Source organism: Empedobacter sp. UBA5528 (assembly GCF_002426075.1).
In the GTDB taxonomy this organism is placed as follows: domain Bacteria; phylum Bacteroidota; class Bacteroidia; order Flavobacteriales; family Weeksellaceae; genus Empedobacter; species Empedobacter falsenii_B.
In genome coordinates this window covers 81,233-98,861 of the sequence record NZ_DINY01000025.1, presented here as the reverse complement: position 1 = coordinate 98,861, position 17,629 = coordinate 81,233, and the positions used below count along the sequence as shown (strand labels likewise).

Here is a 17,629-nt window from a genome sequence, read left to right as displayed (position 1 = left end):
TTTAGGGAAGATTACAGAGTTATCGGAAATAGATTGAAATACTAAGCAATAAGAACCGTTACAAAATAATTACTACTCTTTTTCAACAATATTTATAAAATTTTGATTTTCAATAAATAGTAGCTTTTATAAATACTTTAAAATAAAAAAAAAACCAACTTTTCAGTTGGCTTATTAATTTATCTAAGTAATATCAAAAATTAACAATTCTCGATTACGCTTTTTACCACGCGAATTACATTTGGCATTGCTGTATTCGCTGCATTTAATACATCTTCGTGCGAAACATCGAATGAAATTTCTGGTCCACCTAAATCTGTAATAATAGATAAACAAAAAACGCGCATATCCATGTGACGAGCAACAATAACTTCAGGAACTGTACTCATACCAACACAATCTCCTCCAATAAAACGAACCAATCCGTATTCAGATGGCGTTTCGAAAGTTGGTCCTTGTAATCCTACATAAACTCCTTGATGAACCAGGATATCATTTGCTTTTGCAAATTCTGCAGCTTCATTCAACATTTCTCTGTCATATGCTTTAGACATATCCACAAAACGAGGTCCTAATTCGTCAATATTTTTTCCGCGTAAAGGATGTTCTGGCATCATATTAATATGATCTTTTACCAATAAAATATCTCCAACTTGGAAATTTGGATTAACACCTCCAGAAGCATTCGATAAAACAACTTTCTTAATTCCTAATCCGTTAAATACACGCATTGGGAACGTTACTTCTTCCATCGAATATCCTTCATAATAATGGAAACGACCAGCCATCATCAAAACTTTTTTACCTAAAATAGTTCCGTATACTAAATGACCTTTGTGCCCTTCTACTGTTACTTGAGGAAAGTTTGGTATATCTTTGTAGCTAATAACAACTTTATTTTCTACTTCATCTTCTAATTTTCCTAATCCAGACCCTAACACAATTACAAATTCTGGTTGATCTGGCAATAAATTATTGATGTACTTTACAGCCTCATTAATTCTGTCCAACATACTCTAAAATAGTTTGATTAAATTTTTCTTTATCGTTAATATCGATACTAATCGGAATGTAGTATAAATCGTCCTTTATCATGGATTCTTCCATCAAACGCATATAATCTTTCTCTGTTGTCATGATAATTTTATCAAAACGCTTTCTACCTTCCGTATCTTCGTATCGTTTGTAAATATACTCAATTTCTGATTGACTAAAATTATGATGATCTGGATATTCTAAATGCAAGACATTTGCAAAGTTTTCTTCCGCAAATTTTACCAAACCATCTGTTTTAGCAATTCCTGTAACTAAAATAACATTCAGATTTTTCCAAGTCGATTTCTCAACATTATCCAATTTCCCAATCAATTTGTTATCATAAACAATTTTCGAAAAAAATAATTGCTGATGAGATTTTAAGTTAATCTTTTTCGAAATTTCTTTGTGTTTTTCTTCCGAAATTCTGTCTGGACATTTCGTTACAATAATAATATCTGCACGACGAACTCCACTTCTACTCTCTCTCAAATCACCTGCTGGCAATAAAAAATCTTTGTAATATGGATTATTGTAATCGGTCAACAAAATATTGAAACCAGCTTTTATTCCTCGATGTTGATATGCATCATCCAACAAAATTGCTTCTGCATTATAATGGTCAATTAATTTTTGTGCACCAAAAGCTCTGTCTTCGCAAACAGCAATCAATATTCTATTCTTGAAACGTTGAAAAAACTGCATTGGTTCGTCTCCTATATCATACACTTTTGAAGAATAATTTGCAATCAAAAAACCCTTTGTTTTTCGTCCATATCCTCTACTCAATGTTGCAATTAATTTTTCGTCTTTCAACAAATCAATTAAATACATGATATGAGGTGACTTTCCCGTTCCGCCAACAGAAAGGTTTCCAACATTAATAATTGGAATATTGAATGATGAGGAACGCATCATTCCTATATTGTAAAACAGATTTCGAACCGAAGTTCCTATCCAATATAAACCAGAAAATGGAAGTAAAAATCTACGCCAATTCATTTTTATTTTTAATATTAAGCGAAAATACTATTTTCAATTTTAATTCTAAAGAAAGAAACACTTCATTTCTTTATTCAGCGAAAAAAAACCTATTCTATCGGAACAGGTTTTTAATTATTTATTAATCGTATAATTTATTCAATTCGTTGGCATAACTCGTTTTATCTTCTATCTTCCAACCATAGGTTTTTGCAAGGAAATACAAATCGCCAAGATTTTGAATTAATTGTTGATGTGCTTCTTGTTTTAGTTTGGTTTGATCCACAGTTTTTTCCACATGCTCCACGGCACGTTTTTTAATTCCGTTCAAATCATCTTTACTAAATTTATTGAAAACACTTTGATCCATGTCATAAAAACTAACATCTGGATATACTTGGATTTCAACTGGAGGAATAGATTTGATGATGATTTTTTTATTCACCGAATCCAATTCAATATCCATTTTTTTTAAATCATACGTTGCTTGTGCTTTGGCTTTCACCAAAAGTGTCACCTTTTTATCCGCAGAAAAAATATCAGTTAAACCTGGCAATGATTTTTTTGACGTGTGATTGTATAAATCTGAATAGGTTTGTTCTGCAACAATCATTTTATTCATTCGTTCGATTTGATACGCAATCACATGAGATTGTTCGGTATAGCTTTCAGATTTGAATTTATCCATGATGAAATACGTTATCATCACACCAAAAATAAAGGCTACAACAACAAGAATTATTTTCTTTAAATTATTCATTTGCATAATTTGGAGTCAATGGCGTACCATTCACAATCTGTGCCAAATCTTCTTCTAGATAGCCCGAAACTGGAGATTCTACAATTCTACCAACTTCTTCTTTTTTATTATTATATACGATAATTGTCGGAACGTGAGTCACATTTTTATTGATTTCTTCTCCGTTGAAACTTTTCTTTTGACGATTTACACCAATCACTTTCAAACGATTTTGAGGAAATTTAATATCATCTAAAATTTTGTACAAACGTGGTAATTCACGACGAGAATCTGGACACCAAGTTCCTACAAAAACTTCCAAACGGTAGTTACGTAAATCTTTTAAACCTTTCAATTTACTTTTCTCAACTTCGTAAGTGTCATATTCGTGGTGATACCATTCTTTAAAATCTTCTTCTTCCAAAGCTTTTCTATTGAATTCTCCCGTCAACATTTTCTTCCCATTTTCAGTTGTAATCGTACGATTCAACACTTTATTTTGAGCAAACGATTGCGTAGAAAATCCCAACATTGCAACAAGTGCAATTGCTAATATTTTTTTCATTGTATTTTTAGTTTATAGGTTAAATGTATAAATAATTATGAAATGATTTGCCCATTTTCAACTTTAATTGAGCCAATTTCGAAAGTCGCCAATTGATTCAATAAAGGATAATTTTTGGATGCTCCTTTATAAACTTGTTTTTCAGCATCAATTTCGAGATGACCAATAAATTTTCGCAAATCACCAATTTCAATAATTTTTGCGATTTGCTCTACCGAATTATTTTCTTCGTTGTATTCATCTTCAAAATAAATTCCCAAATCAACAACAGAAGATTTTTCACCATTCAGAATTTGAACATTATGAATCACAACATCCAAATATTTTTGTCCATTTTGAGGAATCGCTAAATATTTATCAAACGGAAAGTTATCTTGCGTAGCTAAAGCATTCAATCCTGCTAAAATAGCCAATGCATTGTATTTTCTTGTTGTATTACGTTGATAATCATTCGGAAAATGTCCCGCTTCAAATAATACGCACGGATAATCCATTTTTGTAAAATTATCCCCAGTAGACATCGGATAGAACTCTGATGTATAACGACCTACATGACCAGGAATTACTTTTTGCAATTCAATATTCATTGCCTGAATAATTCCCATCGTTTTTTCGCGAACTTCGTTTACATCTTCTTCAACATTGTAAGAAGGCGCCAAAAAAGAAAGCGTTGCAGGTTTTGCTGTTTGTCCAACATTGAAAATCGTACGCTGATCATGCAAATTGAATAACGTTTGATAATTTCCTTTCTCCACTTGATTCAACAAAACATGAATTTCTGTTGATTCTTTTGCTAAAAAGTCACGATTAATATCAATTCCAACCGCATTTCTACGTGTATTGACATTTGCACCATCAGGATTTAACATCGGAATAAAATCAATTGTCAATTGAGATAAAATGGTTTGAGCTAATTCAGATTTTTGTTCAAAAAAATTAATCACATCAAACATTGCACGCGTTCCAGAAGATTCGTTTCCGTGCATTTGAGACCAAATCAATAAACGTTTTTCTCCATTCCCGAAACTTAATTTATAAATCTCATTTCCTAAAAAAGATGTTCCAATTTGCTCTTTTTGACTTGATTTTAATGAAAAATAGTGATTTAAAGCTTCAAAATTTAACCATTTAGAATCAAAACCTTCTTGTCTGAAAGTTGTATATTCTTTCTCTAATTGATGAATATCAAACATATTTATTATGTTATACGTTTATAATTTCTATGTCATAAATTTTGATTATCAAAATAAATAAAACCGTCAATTCGAGTGAAATTCGTTTAGAATTTTGTATCGAGAATAAGGTTTTTGAAGATAAAATATATCTTAATTCTCGATACAATTTTTAAAAATAATCTTTCTAAAAATCACTCGAATTGACGAATTTTAATCCAAAATATACAACATTATTATTTATATTAAATTGATTTCTTGAAAGTTTTGCGACGTTTGTGATTTACAGGATTATATGCTTTCCATAAAACTTGAATACTTTCGTTGTCCGCTAATTCAGGGTTTGTTTCCAAAAATTTGATCCCGTTGTTTCTAAACGTATCAAACATTGCATTAAAAATCAATGCTGTAACTCCCTTTCCTTGAAATTTCGGATCAATTCCAATCAAATAAAATTGAGCAGAATCATTATTTTTACTTGCTTTCATCAAATGCCACCAACCAAAAGGAAAAATTTTACCTTTCGCTTTTTGCATCGCTTTCGAGTAAGAAGGCATCGTAATTGCAAACGAAACCATTTTTCCGTCTTCATCAACAATACAGTTCACAAAATCTGGATTGATAAACGGAATATATTTCTTTTTGTAATATTCTATTTGGTAATCCGCAATTGGCACATAAGTATCCAATTCGCTGTAAGTTTTATCTAACAAATCGAACATTTCGTCGACATACGGAATAATTTCAGAAGTTTTTGTAAACTTCAATTCTCGTAATTTGTAACGTTCTCGAATAATTTTATTAAATTTGATAACCTTTTCTGGCAATTCTGTTGGTGCAGCCAATTCATATTCCACCCACTCATTAGCCGTTTCAAAACCTAATGATTCTAAGTGTTGCGCATAGTACGGAAAATTATATAAACCAACCATTGTAGCCAATTTATCATATCCGAAAGTTAGCAAACCTGCCTTTTCCAAATTCGAAAAACCAACTGGTCCCTCTATATATTCTAATTGATTTTCTTTACCTATTTCCGTGACTTTTGCCAAAAGTACTTTCGTGACTTCGATATCATCAATCATATCAAACCAGCCGAAACGCATTTTACGTTTTTGTTGATTATTGACTTCTTGCCAATTGATAATTGCCGCAACACGTCCCACAATCTTACCTTCTTTTTCAGCAAGAAAATAACGCGCTTCAGCATCTTTAAAAACGGGATTTTTAGAAACATCTAATGTTTCCTTCTCCTCATTAATAAAGGGTGGAACGTAATATTGATTATCCTTATACAAATTCATCGGAAACTTAATAAATGCTTCCAAATCGTGTTTTGATTGTACTTCTATTATGCGAATACTCATAGCTTACAAAGGTAATGAGTTTTGTAATTTCAATTCAAAAATTTTTGAGCAAAATGTCAGTTTTTGTTCATTTTTATATGATTTAATACAGAACTCTGCCAAAAAAACTAACTTTTCTGCTATTTTTGTCTCTATTCACTTATTGGAATACTTTTTGAATTTTGAATAAATATTAAAATTGATTAAAAAATAAAATAGAAAATAGATGACAGGTTATTACATTATTATTGGGTTATTTATGCTGATTAGTTGGTTTGTTAGTAACCGACTGCAAAGTAAATTTAAGTATTATTCGAAGGTACATTTAGCAAACGGAATGTCAGGAAAAGAGATTGCAGAAAAAATGCTTTCTGATAATAATATTCGCGATGTTCGTGTTATCTCTACTCCTGGACAATTGACGGACCATTACAATCCTGCTGATAAAACGGTAAACTTATCGGAAGTTGTTTACCACGAACGAAATGCAGCGGCAGCAGCAGTTGCAGCGCACGAGTGTGGTCACGCAGTACAACATGCGGTTGGTTATAATATGTTGCATTTACGCTCGAAAATGGTTCCAATGGTAAACGTTGCATCTCGCTTAAATCAATGGATTTTGATGTTAGGATTAATCGTGATGGCTTCATCTAAAAATGCAACTTTATTGTGGATTGGTATTTTCCTATTTGCGGTAACAACAGTTTTCGCATTTGTTACTTTACCTGTAGAATACGACGCTTCCAACCGTGCGTTAGCTTGGTTAAAAGGAAACAATATGGTAATGCCAAACGAATATGAAGGCGCAAAAGATTCATTAAAATGGGCTGCAAGAACTTATGTAGTAGCGGCGATTGGTTCATTAGCGCAATTACTTTATTTTGTAATGATGGCAATGGGCGGACGACGAGATTAAAACTTAATTATTATAAAATTAAAAAAATCCCTTCAAAAATTTTTGAAGGGATTTTTTATTATTTCTTATCGTATAATTTATTGTATAAATCTTGATATTTAGCCAAGACATTTTTACGTTTCAATTTTAATGTTGGCGTTAATAATCCATCATCAATTGTCCATTCATCAGGAGTTAATTCAAACTTTTTGATTTGTTCCCAATGTCCTAAACCTTTATTCATTTTTTCAATTTCACGACCTATAATATCTAAAATTGCAGGCTCTTTAATTAAATCTGCCTTCGTTGCAGGTTCAGCAATTCCTTTGATACGTAAATAATCTTTCAACACTTGAAAATTAGGTTGAATAATCGCACAAGGCATCTTCTCTCCTTCTCCAACAACCATTACTTGCTCGATAAAACGAGATTGTTTAAACTTATTTTCAATAATTTGAGGTGCAATATATTTTCCTCCAGAAGTTTTGAACATCTCTTTTTTACGATCAGTAATTTTAAGTAAACCTCTTTCAAGAACTCCAATATCACCCGTTTTGAAATAACCATCTGGTGTGAATGCTTCAGCAGTTTTTTCAGGATCTTTATAATAACCTTGTGTAACGTTAGGACCTTTGACTAAAATCTCTCCATCTTCTGCAATTTTAACCTCGATTCCTTTTAATGGAGCACCAACAGTTCCGATTCCGAAACCATCTTTCTTCATACAATTCACCGAAATTACAGGAGAAGTTTCTGTCAAACCATAACCTTCTAAAATTGGAATTCCAGCACCCCAGAAAATATGATTCAAACGTGCTGCTAAAGGTGCAGATCCCGACACCATACATACTAAATTTCCTCCAACTCCTTCTTTCCATTTACTGAAAACCAAACTTTTCGCGATAGAATGTTTCAACCCAAATAATCCACCTTTTGGATTATAAGGATCGTAATCTTCAACAAGGCTTAAAGCCCACATAAAAATTTTCGTTTTAAGACCTCCTGCAGAAGCACCTGTATTGTAAATTTTATCGTAAACCTTTTCAACTAATCGAGGCACAACCGTCATTACATGTGGTTTGACCTCTTTCATATTATCTCCTAATTTATCGATGCTTTCTGCATACCAAATTCCAATACTCAAATGTTGATACAAATAAATCAACATACGTTCGAAAACATGATTAATCGGAAGAAAACTTAACGCAATCGCATGATTTGGAAAATCTGGAATACGATCAACAGACATTAAAACATCAGAAACGATATTTTCGTGCGTTAATACAACACCTTTCGGACGACCTGTTGTTCCAGAAGTATAAATCAAAGTTGCCATATCAGAAGGTTTTATCATCTCTTTGATACTATCTACTTCATGTTGTGTTGAATTATCTTCACCCAAATCTAAAATTTCTTTATAATTAGGAACTCCAGCAATTTCATCAAAACTATAAATCCCAACCAATGTTGACACTTTATCTTTTACAGCCGCAACCGTATCGTATAAACCTTTATCAGAAACAATGATAAATTTACATTCAGCATTATTTAAGATATAATCAAAATCATCTTCCGAAAGTGTTGGATATAATGGAACGGAAATCGCGCCAACTTGCTGAATACCGATATCACAGATGTTCCATTCGGTACGATTAGTTGAAGTGACTATTGCAATTTTATCTTGTGGCTTGATTCCTAATTGTAATAATCCTCGACTAAATGCATTTGCTTTGCCAACGTATTCTTGCGTAGATGTTTTCACCCAAGTTCCGTTCACTTTAGACACCAATGCATCTTCTCGAGGATTATTTTCTAATTGATTTTGCGGAAAATCAAATAATCTTTTTATTTCCATGGTTTTGAATAATTTTCTTAGTTGCAAAATACTAATAAAAAAATTATAATGCAAGCATATAAAATTATTTTAGTGTAAATCTTACACCAATAAAAACACAGAAATTTTATTTATTTAAGACTTATTCTTCATCATCTAACAAAGACATTTCTTGATCATAAAAATCTAAAGCGTCTTCAATTAAATTAGCAATTTCAGTATTAAATTCTTCGTTATCTTCTTCTTCAGAAATATCTTCAAACCATTCAATATCGTCAGTTTCTACATCTAATAAAAATCGAGGATAATCTGTATGTAAAATAAAGATTTTGTCTGGCATTGTAGAGTTATCAGCCAATAAAAATTTTGGTAATTCCATTTTATATGTTTTTTAATTTATCTTCTAAAATTATTTCTGCATTAGGATTTTCCCTAATCATTTTCTTCGTTTGACGATTGTAACGAATCATCAAAAACACTGCCGAAGCTGTTAATCCAGTTCCTAAACCAATCCACATCCCAAATGCTCGCATTTCAAATACAATAGCTAAGACTACACCAATCGGAATTGCGATTAACCAATATGAAATAAACGTTAGAATAGAAGGGATTTTAACATCAGTCATTCCTCTCAAAGCACCTAGTAATACCAATTGTACGCCATCTGACATTTGGAAAAGCGAAGCAATGATTAATAAGGATGCAGCTAAATTGATAACATCTGGATTGTCTAAATAAATTGTTGGTAACTGATAACGGAAAATAATAAACAAAATTCCACACAAAATCATAAATGATAAAACCATTAAAATACAAGACCAACCTGCCTCTCTTAAGGTTTTATAATCTTTTAAACCTAATTGATTTCCAATACGAACCGTTGCTGCAACCCCAATTCCTGTACACATCATAAAAGTTGTGGAAGCTAAATTTATCGCAATTTGATGAGCTGCTAAATTTACTTTTGCTAATTCTTGATCTGCAATAGAGTTTGTAAATGTATAACCGCAAACAAAGGCTGCCAGAGAGAACGCACTCATTTCAAAGAAAGAAGTTAAGGCGGTTGGAATTCCAATTCCAGCAATTTTTCTGAAAATAGTTTTCTGAAAATTACTTGCCTTAAATTGAACTTCTTGCAAAACTGATTTCGTTTTCTTAAAATTAAACAATACAATAATTAAGAAAATCATCATCACCAAACGCGCAACGAATGTTCCCCAGGCTGCACCAGCGACTTCTAAACGTGGGAATCCCCAATTCCCGTAAATCCAACCATAGTTTAACGTAATATTAATCACGTTACTCAAAACAGTTGCAATTGTAACAGGAATCGTTAATGATAAACCTTCCGATAATTGACGAAAAGTTTGGAAAATCATCAATGGAATCATCGAAAATGTCATAATCGTTAGATATGGAATACATTTTTCCACTACATCAGCGGGTTGTCCCATGTAGAACATTAGCGGTTTCAGAAATGTAATCAATAAGAATAAACCGATTGATAGAGTAATATTCAAGACCAAACTATGCGAAAAATAATTTGCAGCCATTTTTTTATCGCCTTTCGAATCTTCTGCCGCAATCAATGGTGACAACGCAAAACTAAATCCGAAAGCAAATACTAAAACCGCAAAAAATAATGAATTTCCTAAAGAAGCTGCTGCTAAAGCTGTTTTCCCCAAAACCTCATCTTCTATATTATCATATTTTCCACCTAAACCACCAACCATAATGTTATCAATAATGTTGACAGAAATTTGCCCCATTTGAGTAATCATTACAGGAAATGCTAATTTGATATTACGCCTTAAATGCTCTTTTAATTCCAATTTATTCTCTATTTACAATTGCAAAGATACAGCAAAGGTTTTGCTTCTACATTTAAAAATTGTCATGTAATTTAAAATTAATCAATAAAAAAAGACTACTTAAATAAGTAGTCTTTAATATTTATAGAAAATTTTTCTTTTTATTTTGCAACAAATGTTGACGCAATATTCAGTTCATCCATTTGTGTTTGATCAATTGGAGAAGGTGCATCAATCATGACATCGCGACCCGAATTATTTTTAGGGAATGCGATGTAATCACGAATTGTTTCTGAACCATCTAAAATCGATACAAAACGATCAAAACCGAATGCTAAACCTCCATGAGGTGGCGCACCATATTTGAAAGCGTTCATTAAGAAACCAAATTGCGCTTCTGCTTGATCTGGCGTAAATCCTAATAATTCGAACATTCTTGCTTGAACTTCTTTATCGAAAATACGAATAGAACCTCCACCGATTTCATTCCCATTTAAAACTAAATCATATGCATTTGCACGAACTTCACCTGGATTAGTCGCAATTAATTCCATATCCTCTGGTTTTGGAGAAGTAAATGGATGGTGCATCGCGTGATATCTTTCAGATTCTTCGTCCCATTCTAATAAAGGAAAATCTACAACCCATAATGGAGCAAAAACTTCTGGATTACGTAATCCTAAACGCTCTGCGATTTCCATACGTAAAGCCGATAATTGCGCACGAACTTTGTTTGTATTACCAGACATCACCAACATTAAATCTCCTGGTTTTGCGTTCATACGCTCTGCCCAAGCTGCTAAATCTTCTTGCGAATAAAATTTATCTACAGAAGATTTAAATGTTCCATCTTCATTATAACGCGCCCAAACAAGACCAGTTGCCCCAATTTGTGGACGTTGAACCCATTCGATTAATTTATCAATATCTTTACGTGTGTAAGCATTACAACCTTCCGCAGCAATACCAACAATTAATTCTTGTTCATCAAAGATTTTGAAATCTTTTCCTTTAGCTAAGTCTGTGATTTCACCGAATTCCATTCCAAAACGAATATCTGGTTTATCATTTCCATAACGACGCATTGCTTCTGCAAATGTCATACGTGGGAATTGTTCAAATTCTAATCCTTTGAAAGTATGTAATAAATGTTTTGCTAAACCTTCGAAAACATTCATGATATCTTCTTGTTCAACAAACGACATTTCACAGTCAATTTGTGTAAACTCTGGTTGACGGTCTGCACGTAAATCTTCGTCACGGAAACATTTTACAATTTGGAAATAGCGGTCTAAACCTCCTACCATTAATAATTGTTTGAATGTTTGTGGCGATTGTGGTAACGCATAAAATTCACCTGGATTCATACGAGATGGAACCACGAAATCACGCGCACCTTCTGGCGTAGATTTAATTAAAACTGGAGTTTCAACCTCTACAAATTCTTGTGCATCTAAATATTTACGAACTTCCTGCGCAACTTTAGAACGGAAGATTAATTTTTCTTTTACTGGATTACGACGAATATCTAAATAACGATATTTCATACGGATATCTTCTCCACCATCTGTATTATCTTCGATTGTAAATGGAGGCAATGCAGATTCATTCAAAATTGTAATGTTTTCTGCTAAGATTTCAATATCCCCTGTTGGAATGTTTGGATTTTTTGAAGCTCTTTCGATTACAGTTCCTGTAACTTGAATTACGAACTCGCGTCCTAAATGACGAGCAGTTTCAAATAATTCTTTCGAAGAACGTTCTTCATCTAAGATGATTTGTGTGATTCCATAGCGATCACGTAAATCGATCCACATCATAAAACCTTTGTCACGTAACGTTGATACCCAACCGCTTAACGTGACTTTTTCATTAATGTTGGCTTGTGTTAATTCACCACAAGTATGAGTTCTAAACATTTGTCGTCAAATTTATAGGACAAAGGTAAAGTTTTGCGTCGAAATAAAGAAGTTATCTAACTTATTTGAGAAAATAAATTTAATAAAAAAAGCGATTCAAAATTGAATCGCTTTTNNTAAAGTTTATTATTAGACGGTTCTTCTAAAATAAGAAATCCGTTATCTTCATTTAAAATTTTATAGAAATATGAAAAATCAGTGCTTAAACTCATTACATTTCCAATTGAATTAAAAACATTACCAATCGTTTTCAAACCTATATAACAATCTCCTGAATCTGTACAGAATTTTGCTCCTGTGTTTGATTTATATCGTGTAGATTTTTCTTTCCCTTTCTCATTTACAGCTTTTACATAAACTGATTTACCGTAATTTTCAGGTAAAGATTCTATATTGCTTTTTTCAACTTTACTTGTTGCATTTTCAAAATTAATCGAAAGTTTACCAGCAACCTTATTTCCTTTTTCGTCAATAAGAAAACCTGGGACATCATATAAATTGGAAGAATTTGCTTTAGCTTCTGCAATTTTATTCTGATAATCAACCCTTTCCTCTGTTGAATTTTTTATTTGAAGTTGAGTATTTAAAGCAAAACCATTTTTTAAAGCAAATCCTACAATTTGGGTAAAAAATTTATTATTCTTTATATCTCTTGAACTTTTATCTTTTAATGGGTTTTCTAATTCTTTTAATTTTAATGAATAAACTTTATTTAAGTCACTAATTTCTAAAGAATTTCCTCCAAATTCACCTACTTTATAATTATTATTTTCAACTAAAGTATAATTATCTACAGAAAATCCAGAAGGAGAATACAATATTTGTCCAATTTTAATGTTATTTTGATATATAATTCCTTTATTGTCAAAATAAATCCCATTAGATTTCACTAATTCTGTTAATTCATCTAATAATTTATTATAATCTAAAATTTCATTATTATATTCCTCTTGTATATCTCTTTTATCAAGTTGCAAAATTTGTTGTACAATAGATTGATCTATTCCATTTGAAGTAATAATCTTATATTGTCCATTTGAAAAGGTTTTCACAATATCTTTTTCTAAATTAAATAAAGAGAAACCTTTCATATCTGTTTCAAAATCATTAGACTGATTTGATGTTAAATCAATCAATCTAAACCAAATTTTATTACCACCATATGGATATGGTTCAGCTTTATATTCAATAGATAAAATTGGTTTATTTTGTATATCTGACAACGTATAAACACGTTTTTTTCCTTCAACTAATGCAACTTCTTTTTTATCAAATAGAACTTTTCCTTTTTTTATATCAATATCTTGCGCAGAAACATAAAAAGAACCTAAAATAAACAGGCTCAATAGAATTTTTTTCATAGGGTTAAATTTCTGCAAATATAACTGATAGAAACAAAAAGATCCGGTTATAAATGATTATAATCGGATCTTTTATTGTTTATTGTAAGTTTAAACATTTCTCAACTTACTATGTTTATAACCGTAAGTGAAATAAATTGTTAAACCAATTGCAATCCAAATCAAGAAAATCATCCAGTTTTTCAATCCTAATTGCGCCATCATATAAAAACAACACAACATACCAGCTAACGGAATAATAGAAGTTCTTTTGAAAAATGTTCTAACTACCATAAAAACATAAATCATTAAGAATAGAATCATTGGAATTTTGTGTTTGAAAACATCCCATCCTTTTTCCATCTTCTTATCTTCGTAAACTGGTAATTTGCTCAAAGTAGATTTATATTGTTCTGGAGATAATTGTGCCAAATAATCATCCAAAAATTCAATTTCAGATCCTGTTAATTCATTAATTGTTGCATAAGAATCTTTTAATTCTTTTGGCGATAACGAATTTACAAAATGTTCAATTGGCATAGGTTGCGGTTTATTCGTAAAGAAATCAATCGAATCATCTTTAAATGTTGTTGCGCATAAAAATACAATCACGGCAGTTACAATTGGCATAATGTATTTTGCATTGATAAAAGGCGTTTTAAAATTTCCTCTTTTCGCATTTGGATCGGCATCCATACGAAGTACAGCAGCACAAACTAACACAAAAGCAAACAAAGTTCCAATAGAACAAGCATCAACAACCAATTCCAAATCTGTAAATAAAATAGGAACTCCAACTACAAATCCAGTAAAAATAGTTGCAAAAGAAGGTGTTTTAAATTTCGGGTGAATAGTAGAAAATTTCTTTGGTAATAAACCATCACGAGACATTGTCATCCAAATACGAGGTTGCCCAATTTGAAAAACAATAAATACACTCGCCATCGCTACTACAGCCGAAAAAGCAATAATTCCTGCCAACCACTTTAAATCTTGAATTTTATCAAAAACATACGCCAAAGGATCTCCAACATTCAATTCAGAATAATGAACCATTCCCGTAATTACTAAAGCAATCAGCACATATAAAACAGTACAAATAATGATAGACGCAAAAATTCCACGAGGCAAATCTCGCTTCGGATCTTTACATTCTTCCGCAGTTGTGCTAATCGCATCAAACCCAATATAAGCGTAAAAAACAGACGAAACTCCAGCCAAAACACCTCCTACTCCATTCGGTGCAAAAGGATTCCAATTATCTGGATTCACATAAAAAGCACCAACCACAATTACCAAAAGTACCACAGCTAATTTTAACACAACCATTGCATTACTTGCTTTTCTCGATTCATTAATTCCACGATAAACCAAAGCTGTAATCAAAAAAGTAATGATTAATGCAGGAATATCCACCACTAAATTAAATCCTAAATATGGAGCATCTTTAAAGGCTAAATATTTTGGAATCTCTTGCGCATAAGGCGAATTCGCAATTCCTTCTAATGTTTTACCTTTCGCTAACTCATTCGAAACAAATTCAAAACCTTCTCTCGCCGTAAAATAATCCATTGTCATCCATTCTGGCAGATGTAATCCCATTCCGGAGAGCAAGGTGGTAAAATAATCACTCCACGAAATCGCGAGCACAATATTCCCAATCGCATATTCCATAATCAATGCCCAACCAATTACCCAAGCAAATAATTCTCCAAATGCAACATAGCTATAGGTATACGCACTACCCGAAACAGGCACTAACGAAGCAAATTCTGCATAAGCAAAAGCTGTAAAACCACAGGCAATTGCCGTAAAAATAAAAAGGAAGATAACTGCTGGTCCACCTTCAAAACTTGCTCGACCAATAGTACTAAAAATACCAGCTCCAACAATTGCGGCGATACCAAAACCTGTTAAATCTCGAACACCTAAAGTTCTTTTCATTGTAGTCGTGTTCTTTGCAGATTCTGCTAAAATGGATTCGACAGATTTTTTTCTGAATAATTGTGACATAATTTATTTAAAAACGGGCAAATATAAAAAAGACAATCCCAAATTCGGATAGAATCCGTATAAATATTGGTTTTTTATTCAAATTTTCTTTTTTATTCTGCTTGGTTAGATTAATTTTAAATTTAATTCAAAAAATTAACATGAAACAATTTTTATTTGCAATTGCTTTAACTGCTACTTTAGTAAGTTGTGATTCTACAAAACCAATTTCTCAGGAGAAATATCAAAAGAGTCTTGTAAAATATACAGACAAAATTTCTGAAGCTGAATTAAAAAAACAGCTTTACATCATTGCTGCGCCTGATATGGAAGGTAGAAATGCTGGAACTGAAGGCGAAATAAAAGCGGGAAACTATATCTCTAATTATTACAAAGAATTAGGAATTAATGGACCAAATAATAATTATTTCCAAATTATTCCTGCTGGAACTTTTAACCGAGTAAAAGGTCAAATGAGAAATGTGATGGGATTCATCAAAGGATCAGAAAAACCAGAAGAAATTGTGGTGATTTCGGCACATTATGATCACGAAGGAATAAAAGATGGAAAATTATATGCTGGTGCTGATGATGATGGTTCTGGAACTGTTGCTGTAATGGAAATTGGTCGTATTTTCCGCGAAGCTGAGAAGAAAGGAATTCGTCCAAAACGTTCGGTTTTATTGCTACATGTTTCTGGTGAAGAAAAAGGATTATTAGGTTCTAAATATTATTCAGAACATCCAATTTTTCCTCTTGCAAACACAGTTGCAAATGTTAACATTGATATGATTGGTCGAGTAGACTACGAACATAATGAACAAACAAGAGACTTTGTTTATGTAATTGGTTCTGAAATGTTGTCTTCTGATTTACACAAAGCTGTTTTAGCAGCAAATGATGGATTAGGAATTAATTTAGATATGCGTTACAATACGCCAGATGATCCAAATCGTTTTTATTACCGTTCTGACCACTATAATTTTGCGAAACATAACATTCCGTCTGTTTTCTTCTTTAATGGTGTGCACGATGATTACCACAAACCAGGCGATACACCAGACAAAATTGAATATGATTTATTGACGCGTCGTACAAAATTAGCTTTCAATACAATTTGGATTTTAGCAAACGTCGAAAATAGACCAGTTGTAGACAAAGAATCTCCTATGCCTTCTACAAGATAAATATAAAAAGTATACATTAAAAAATCCCTTGAATTCAAGGGATTTTTTGCTTTATAGATTTTTCTTTCTTATAAAGATAAAGTAACTCAACCCTAAAAAGAAAATATTGTATATAAGGTTGATATAATCTAATCTTTCTAAAGATGCTATTTGATTCATTAAGTTATCAAATGATTTTGGAGAACTTGAATAAGGAATGAAATCTGCAAACTTTTTACTACTAATCACAGAACAAAAAACAGTTACAAATAGAGAAAAACCTACTGGATAAATAAAACTTCTGAAGAATAAACTCAAAGCAAATTGTATCATAGATACAGCTAAACATCCAATCCATAATTTGAAAAAAGTGTAAAAAGCAATTTCTCTAAAATCAAAATTCTGAAAACCATAATTTGGTGAAATAAATTGTAATAAATATCCACTTAATAGAAAAAACACATAAGCCCCAACAACAGAAAAACTGACTATAATTAAAATAAATAAAGCTTTGGCTAAATAAATTTTAGCATGTGAAATGGGCAGTGTAAATAACAATTTATAATTGTTGTTCTTATATTCTACATCGCAACATGAATGCACAAACACAGCAATTAAAACTGGAAATAGCATATAGAAAAACATAAAAACATATCGTCCTAAAAAACCGTACCACGGATTCAAAGCAATAGGTTCCATTGGTACTTTATAAATTAAATAGAAAAAAACACCTAAAACGACTAAAGTTGGTAAAAATAATACACCAAAAATTTCTTTGTTTTTTGATAATTTATATAGTTCGGAAGCAAATGCTTTATAAAATGTATTTGTCAT

Annotated in this window: 14 protein-coding genes; 2 read left to right on the top strand and 12 right to left on the bottom strand. The window is 31.7% G+C overall.

Annotated features, from left to right (window positions below; genetic code table 11):
• Window positions 1-200: 200 nt before the first annotated feature.
• From B4L98_RS05535 to B4L98_RS05510, 6 genes are all read right to left on the bottom strand, one after another.
• Entirely contained in the window at window positions 201-1,013 is an 813-nt protein-coding gene (locus B4L98_RS05535; RefSeq protein ID WP_115001055.1) for a purine-nucleoside phosphorylase, read from the bottom strand.
• Window positions 997-2,037 (bottom strand): tetraacyldisaccharide 4'-kinase, encoded by a 1,041-nt coding sequence (gene lpxK / locus B4L98_RS05530; RefSeq protein WP_221856528.1) that lies wholly within the window; start codon window positions 2,035-2,037, stop codon window positions 997-999. The genes B4L98_RS05535 and lpxK overlap by 17 nt, the downstream gene beginning before the upstream one ends.
• Window positions 2,038-2,158: 121 nt before the next feature.
• Window positions 2,159-2,776: a DUF4230 domain-containing protein gene (locus B4L98_RS05525; protein ID WP_052217853.1), complete on the bottom strand. Its 618-nt coding sequence runs from the start codon at window positions 2,774-2,776 to the stop codon at window positions 2,159-2,161.
• The gene (locus B4L98_RS05520; protein ID WP_291077707.1) at window positions 2,769-3,320 is read right to left on the bottom strand and encodes a TlpA family protein disulfide reductase; all 552 of its coding nucleotides are present in this window, start codon (window positions 3,318-3,320) and stop codon (window positions 2,769-2,771) included. The genes B4L98_RS05525 and B4L98_RS05520 overlap by 8 nt, the downstream gene beginning before the upstream one ends.
• 35 nt (window positions 3,321-3,355) lie before the next feature.
• A complete protein-coding gene (locus B4L98_RS05515) occupies window positions 3,356-4,513 on the bottom strand; it encodes a M14 family zinc carboxypeptidase (RefSeq protein WP_291077706.1) in 1,158 nt (385 codons plus the stop codon).
• A gap of 224 nt (window positions 4,514-4,737) precedes the next feature.
• Window positions 4,738-5,859 carry a GNAT family N-acetyltransferase gene (locus B4L98_RS05510; RefSeq protein WP_286495561.1) on the bottom strand — a complete coding sequence of 374 codons (1,122 nt, stop codon included), beginning with the start codon at window positions 5,857-5,859 and terminating at the stop codon, window positions 4,738-4,740.
• 205 nt (window positions 5,860-6,064) lie between these two features.
• Between B4L98_RS05510 and B4L98_RS05505 the strand changes: the two genes are divergently transcribed.
• On the top strand, window positions 6,065-6,754 hold the full coding sequence (locus tag B4L98_RS05505; RefSeq protein ID WP_286495562.1) for a zinc metallopeptidase: 690 nt from the start codon (window positions 6,065-6,067) through the stop codon (window positions 6,752-6,754).
• Between the two features lie 58 nt (window positions 6,755-6,812).
• Here B4L98_RS05505 and B4L98_RS05500 read toward each other — a convergent pair whose 3' ends face one another.
• The 5 genes from B4L98_RS05500 to B4L98_RS05480 form a co-directional block, all read right to left on the bottom strand.
• Complete coding sequence (locus tag B4L98_RS05500; RefSeq protein ID WP_115001063.1) at window positions 6,813-8,588, bottom strand: AMP-dependent synthetase/ligase; 1,776 nt, start codon at window positions 8,586-8,588, stop codon at window positions 6,813-6,815.
• Between the two features lie 121 nt (window positions 8,589-8,709).
• Entirely contained in the window at window positions 8,710-8,946 is a 237-nt protein-coding gene (locus B4L98_RS05495; RefSeq protein ID WP_038336082.1) for a hypothetical protein, read from the bottom strand.
• Window position 8,947: 1 nt separating this feature from the next.
• The gene (locus B4L98_RS05490) at window positions 8,948-10,399 is read right to left on the bottom strand and encodes an MATE family efflux transporter (protein WP_286495564.1); all 1,452 of its coding nucleotides are present in this window, start codon (window positions 10,397-10,399) and stop codon (window positions 8,948-8,950) included.
• 140 nt (window positions 10,400-10,539) lie between these two features.
• A complete protein-coding gene (aspS, locus tag B4L98_RS05485) occupies window positions 10,540-12,297 on the bottom strand; it encodes an aspartate--tRNA ligase (RefSeq protein WP_286495565.1) in 1,758 nt (585 codons plus the stop codon).
• 1,451 nt (window positions 12,298-13,748) lie between these two features.
• Window positions 13,749-15,650 carry an amino acid permease gene (locus B4L98_RS05480; RefSeq protein ID WP_221855381.1) on the bottom strand — a complete coding sequence of 634 codons (1,902 nt, stop codon included), beginning with the start codon at window positions 15,648-15,650 and terminating at the stop codon, window positions 13,749-13,751.
• A gap of 140 nt (window positions 15,651-15,790) precedes the next feature.
• Here B4L98_RS05480 and B4L98_RS05475 point away from each other — a divergent pair, with 140 nt between their 5' ends.
• Complete coding sequence (locus B4L98_RS05475) at window positions 15,791-16,816, top strand: M28 family peptidase (protein ID WP_280049540.1); 1,026 nt, start codon at window positions 15,791-15,793, stop codon at window positions 16,814-16,816.
• 51 nt (window positions 16,817-16,867) lie between these two features.
• On the opposite strand, the gene B4L98_RS05470 is transcribed toward B4L98_RS05475, so the two are convergent.
• Window positions 16,868-17,629: an ABC transporter permease gene (locus tag B4L98_RS05470; protein ID WP_286495567.1), complete on the bottom strand. Its 762-nt coding sequence runs from the start codon at window positions 17,627-17,629 to the stop codon at window positions 16,868-16,870.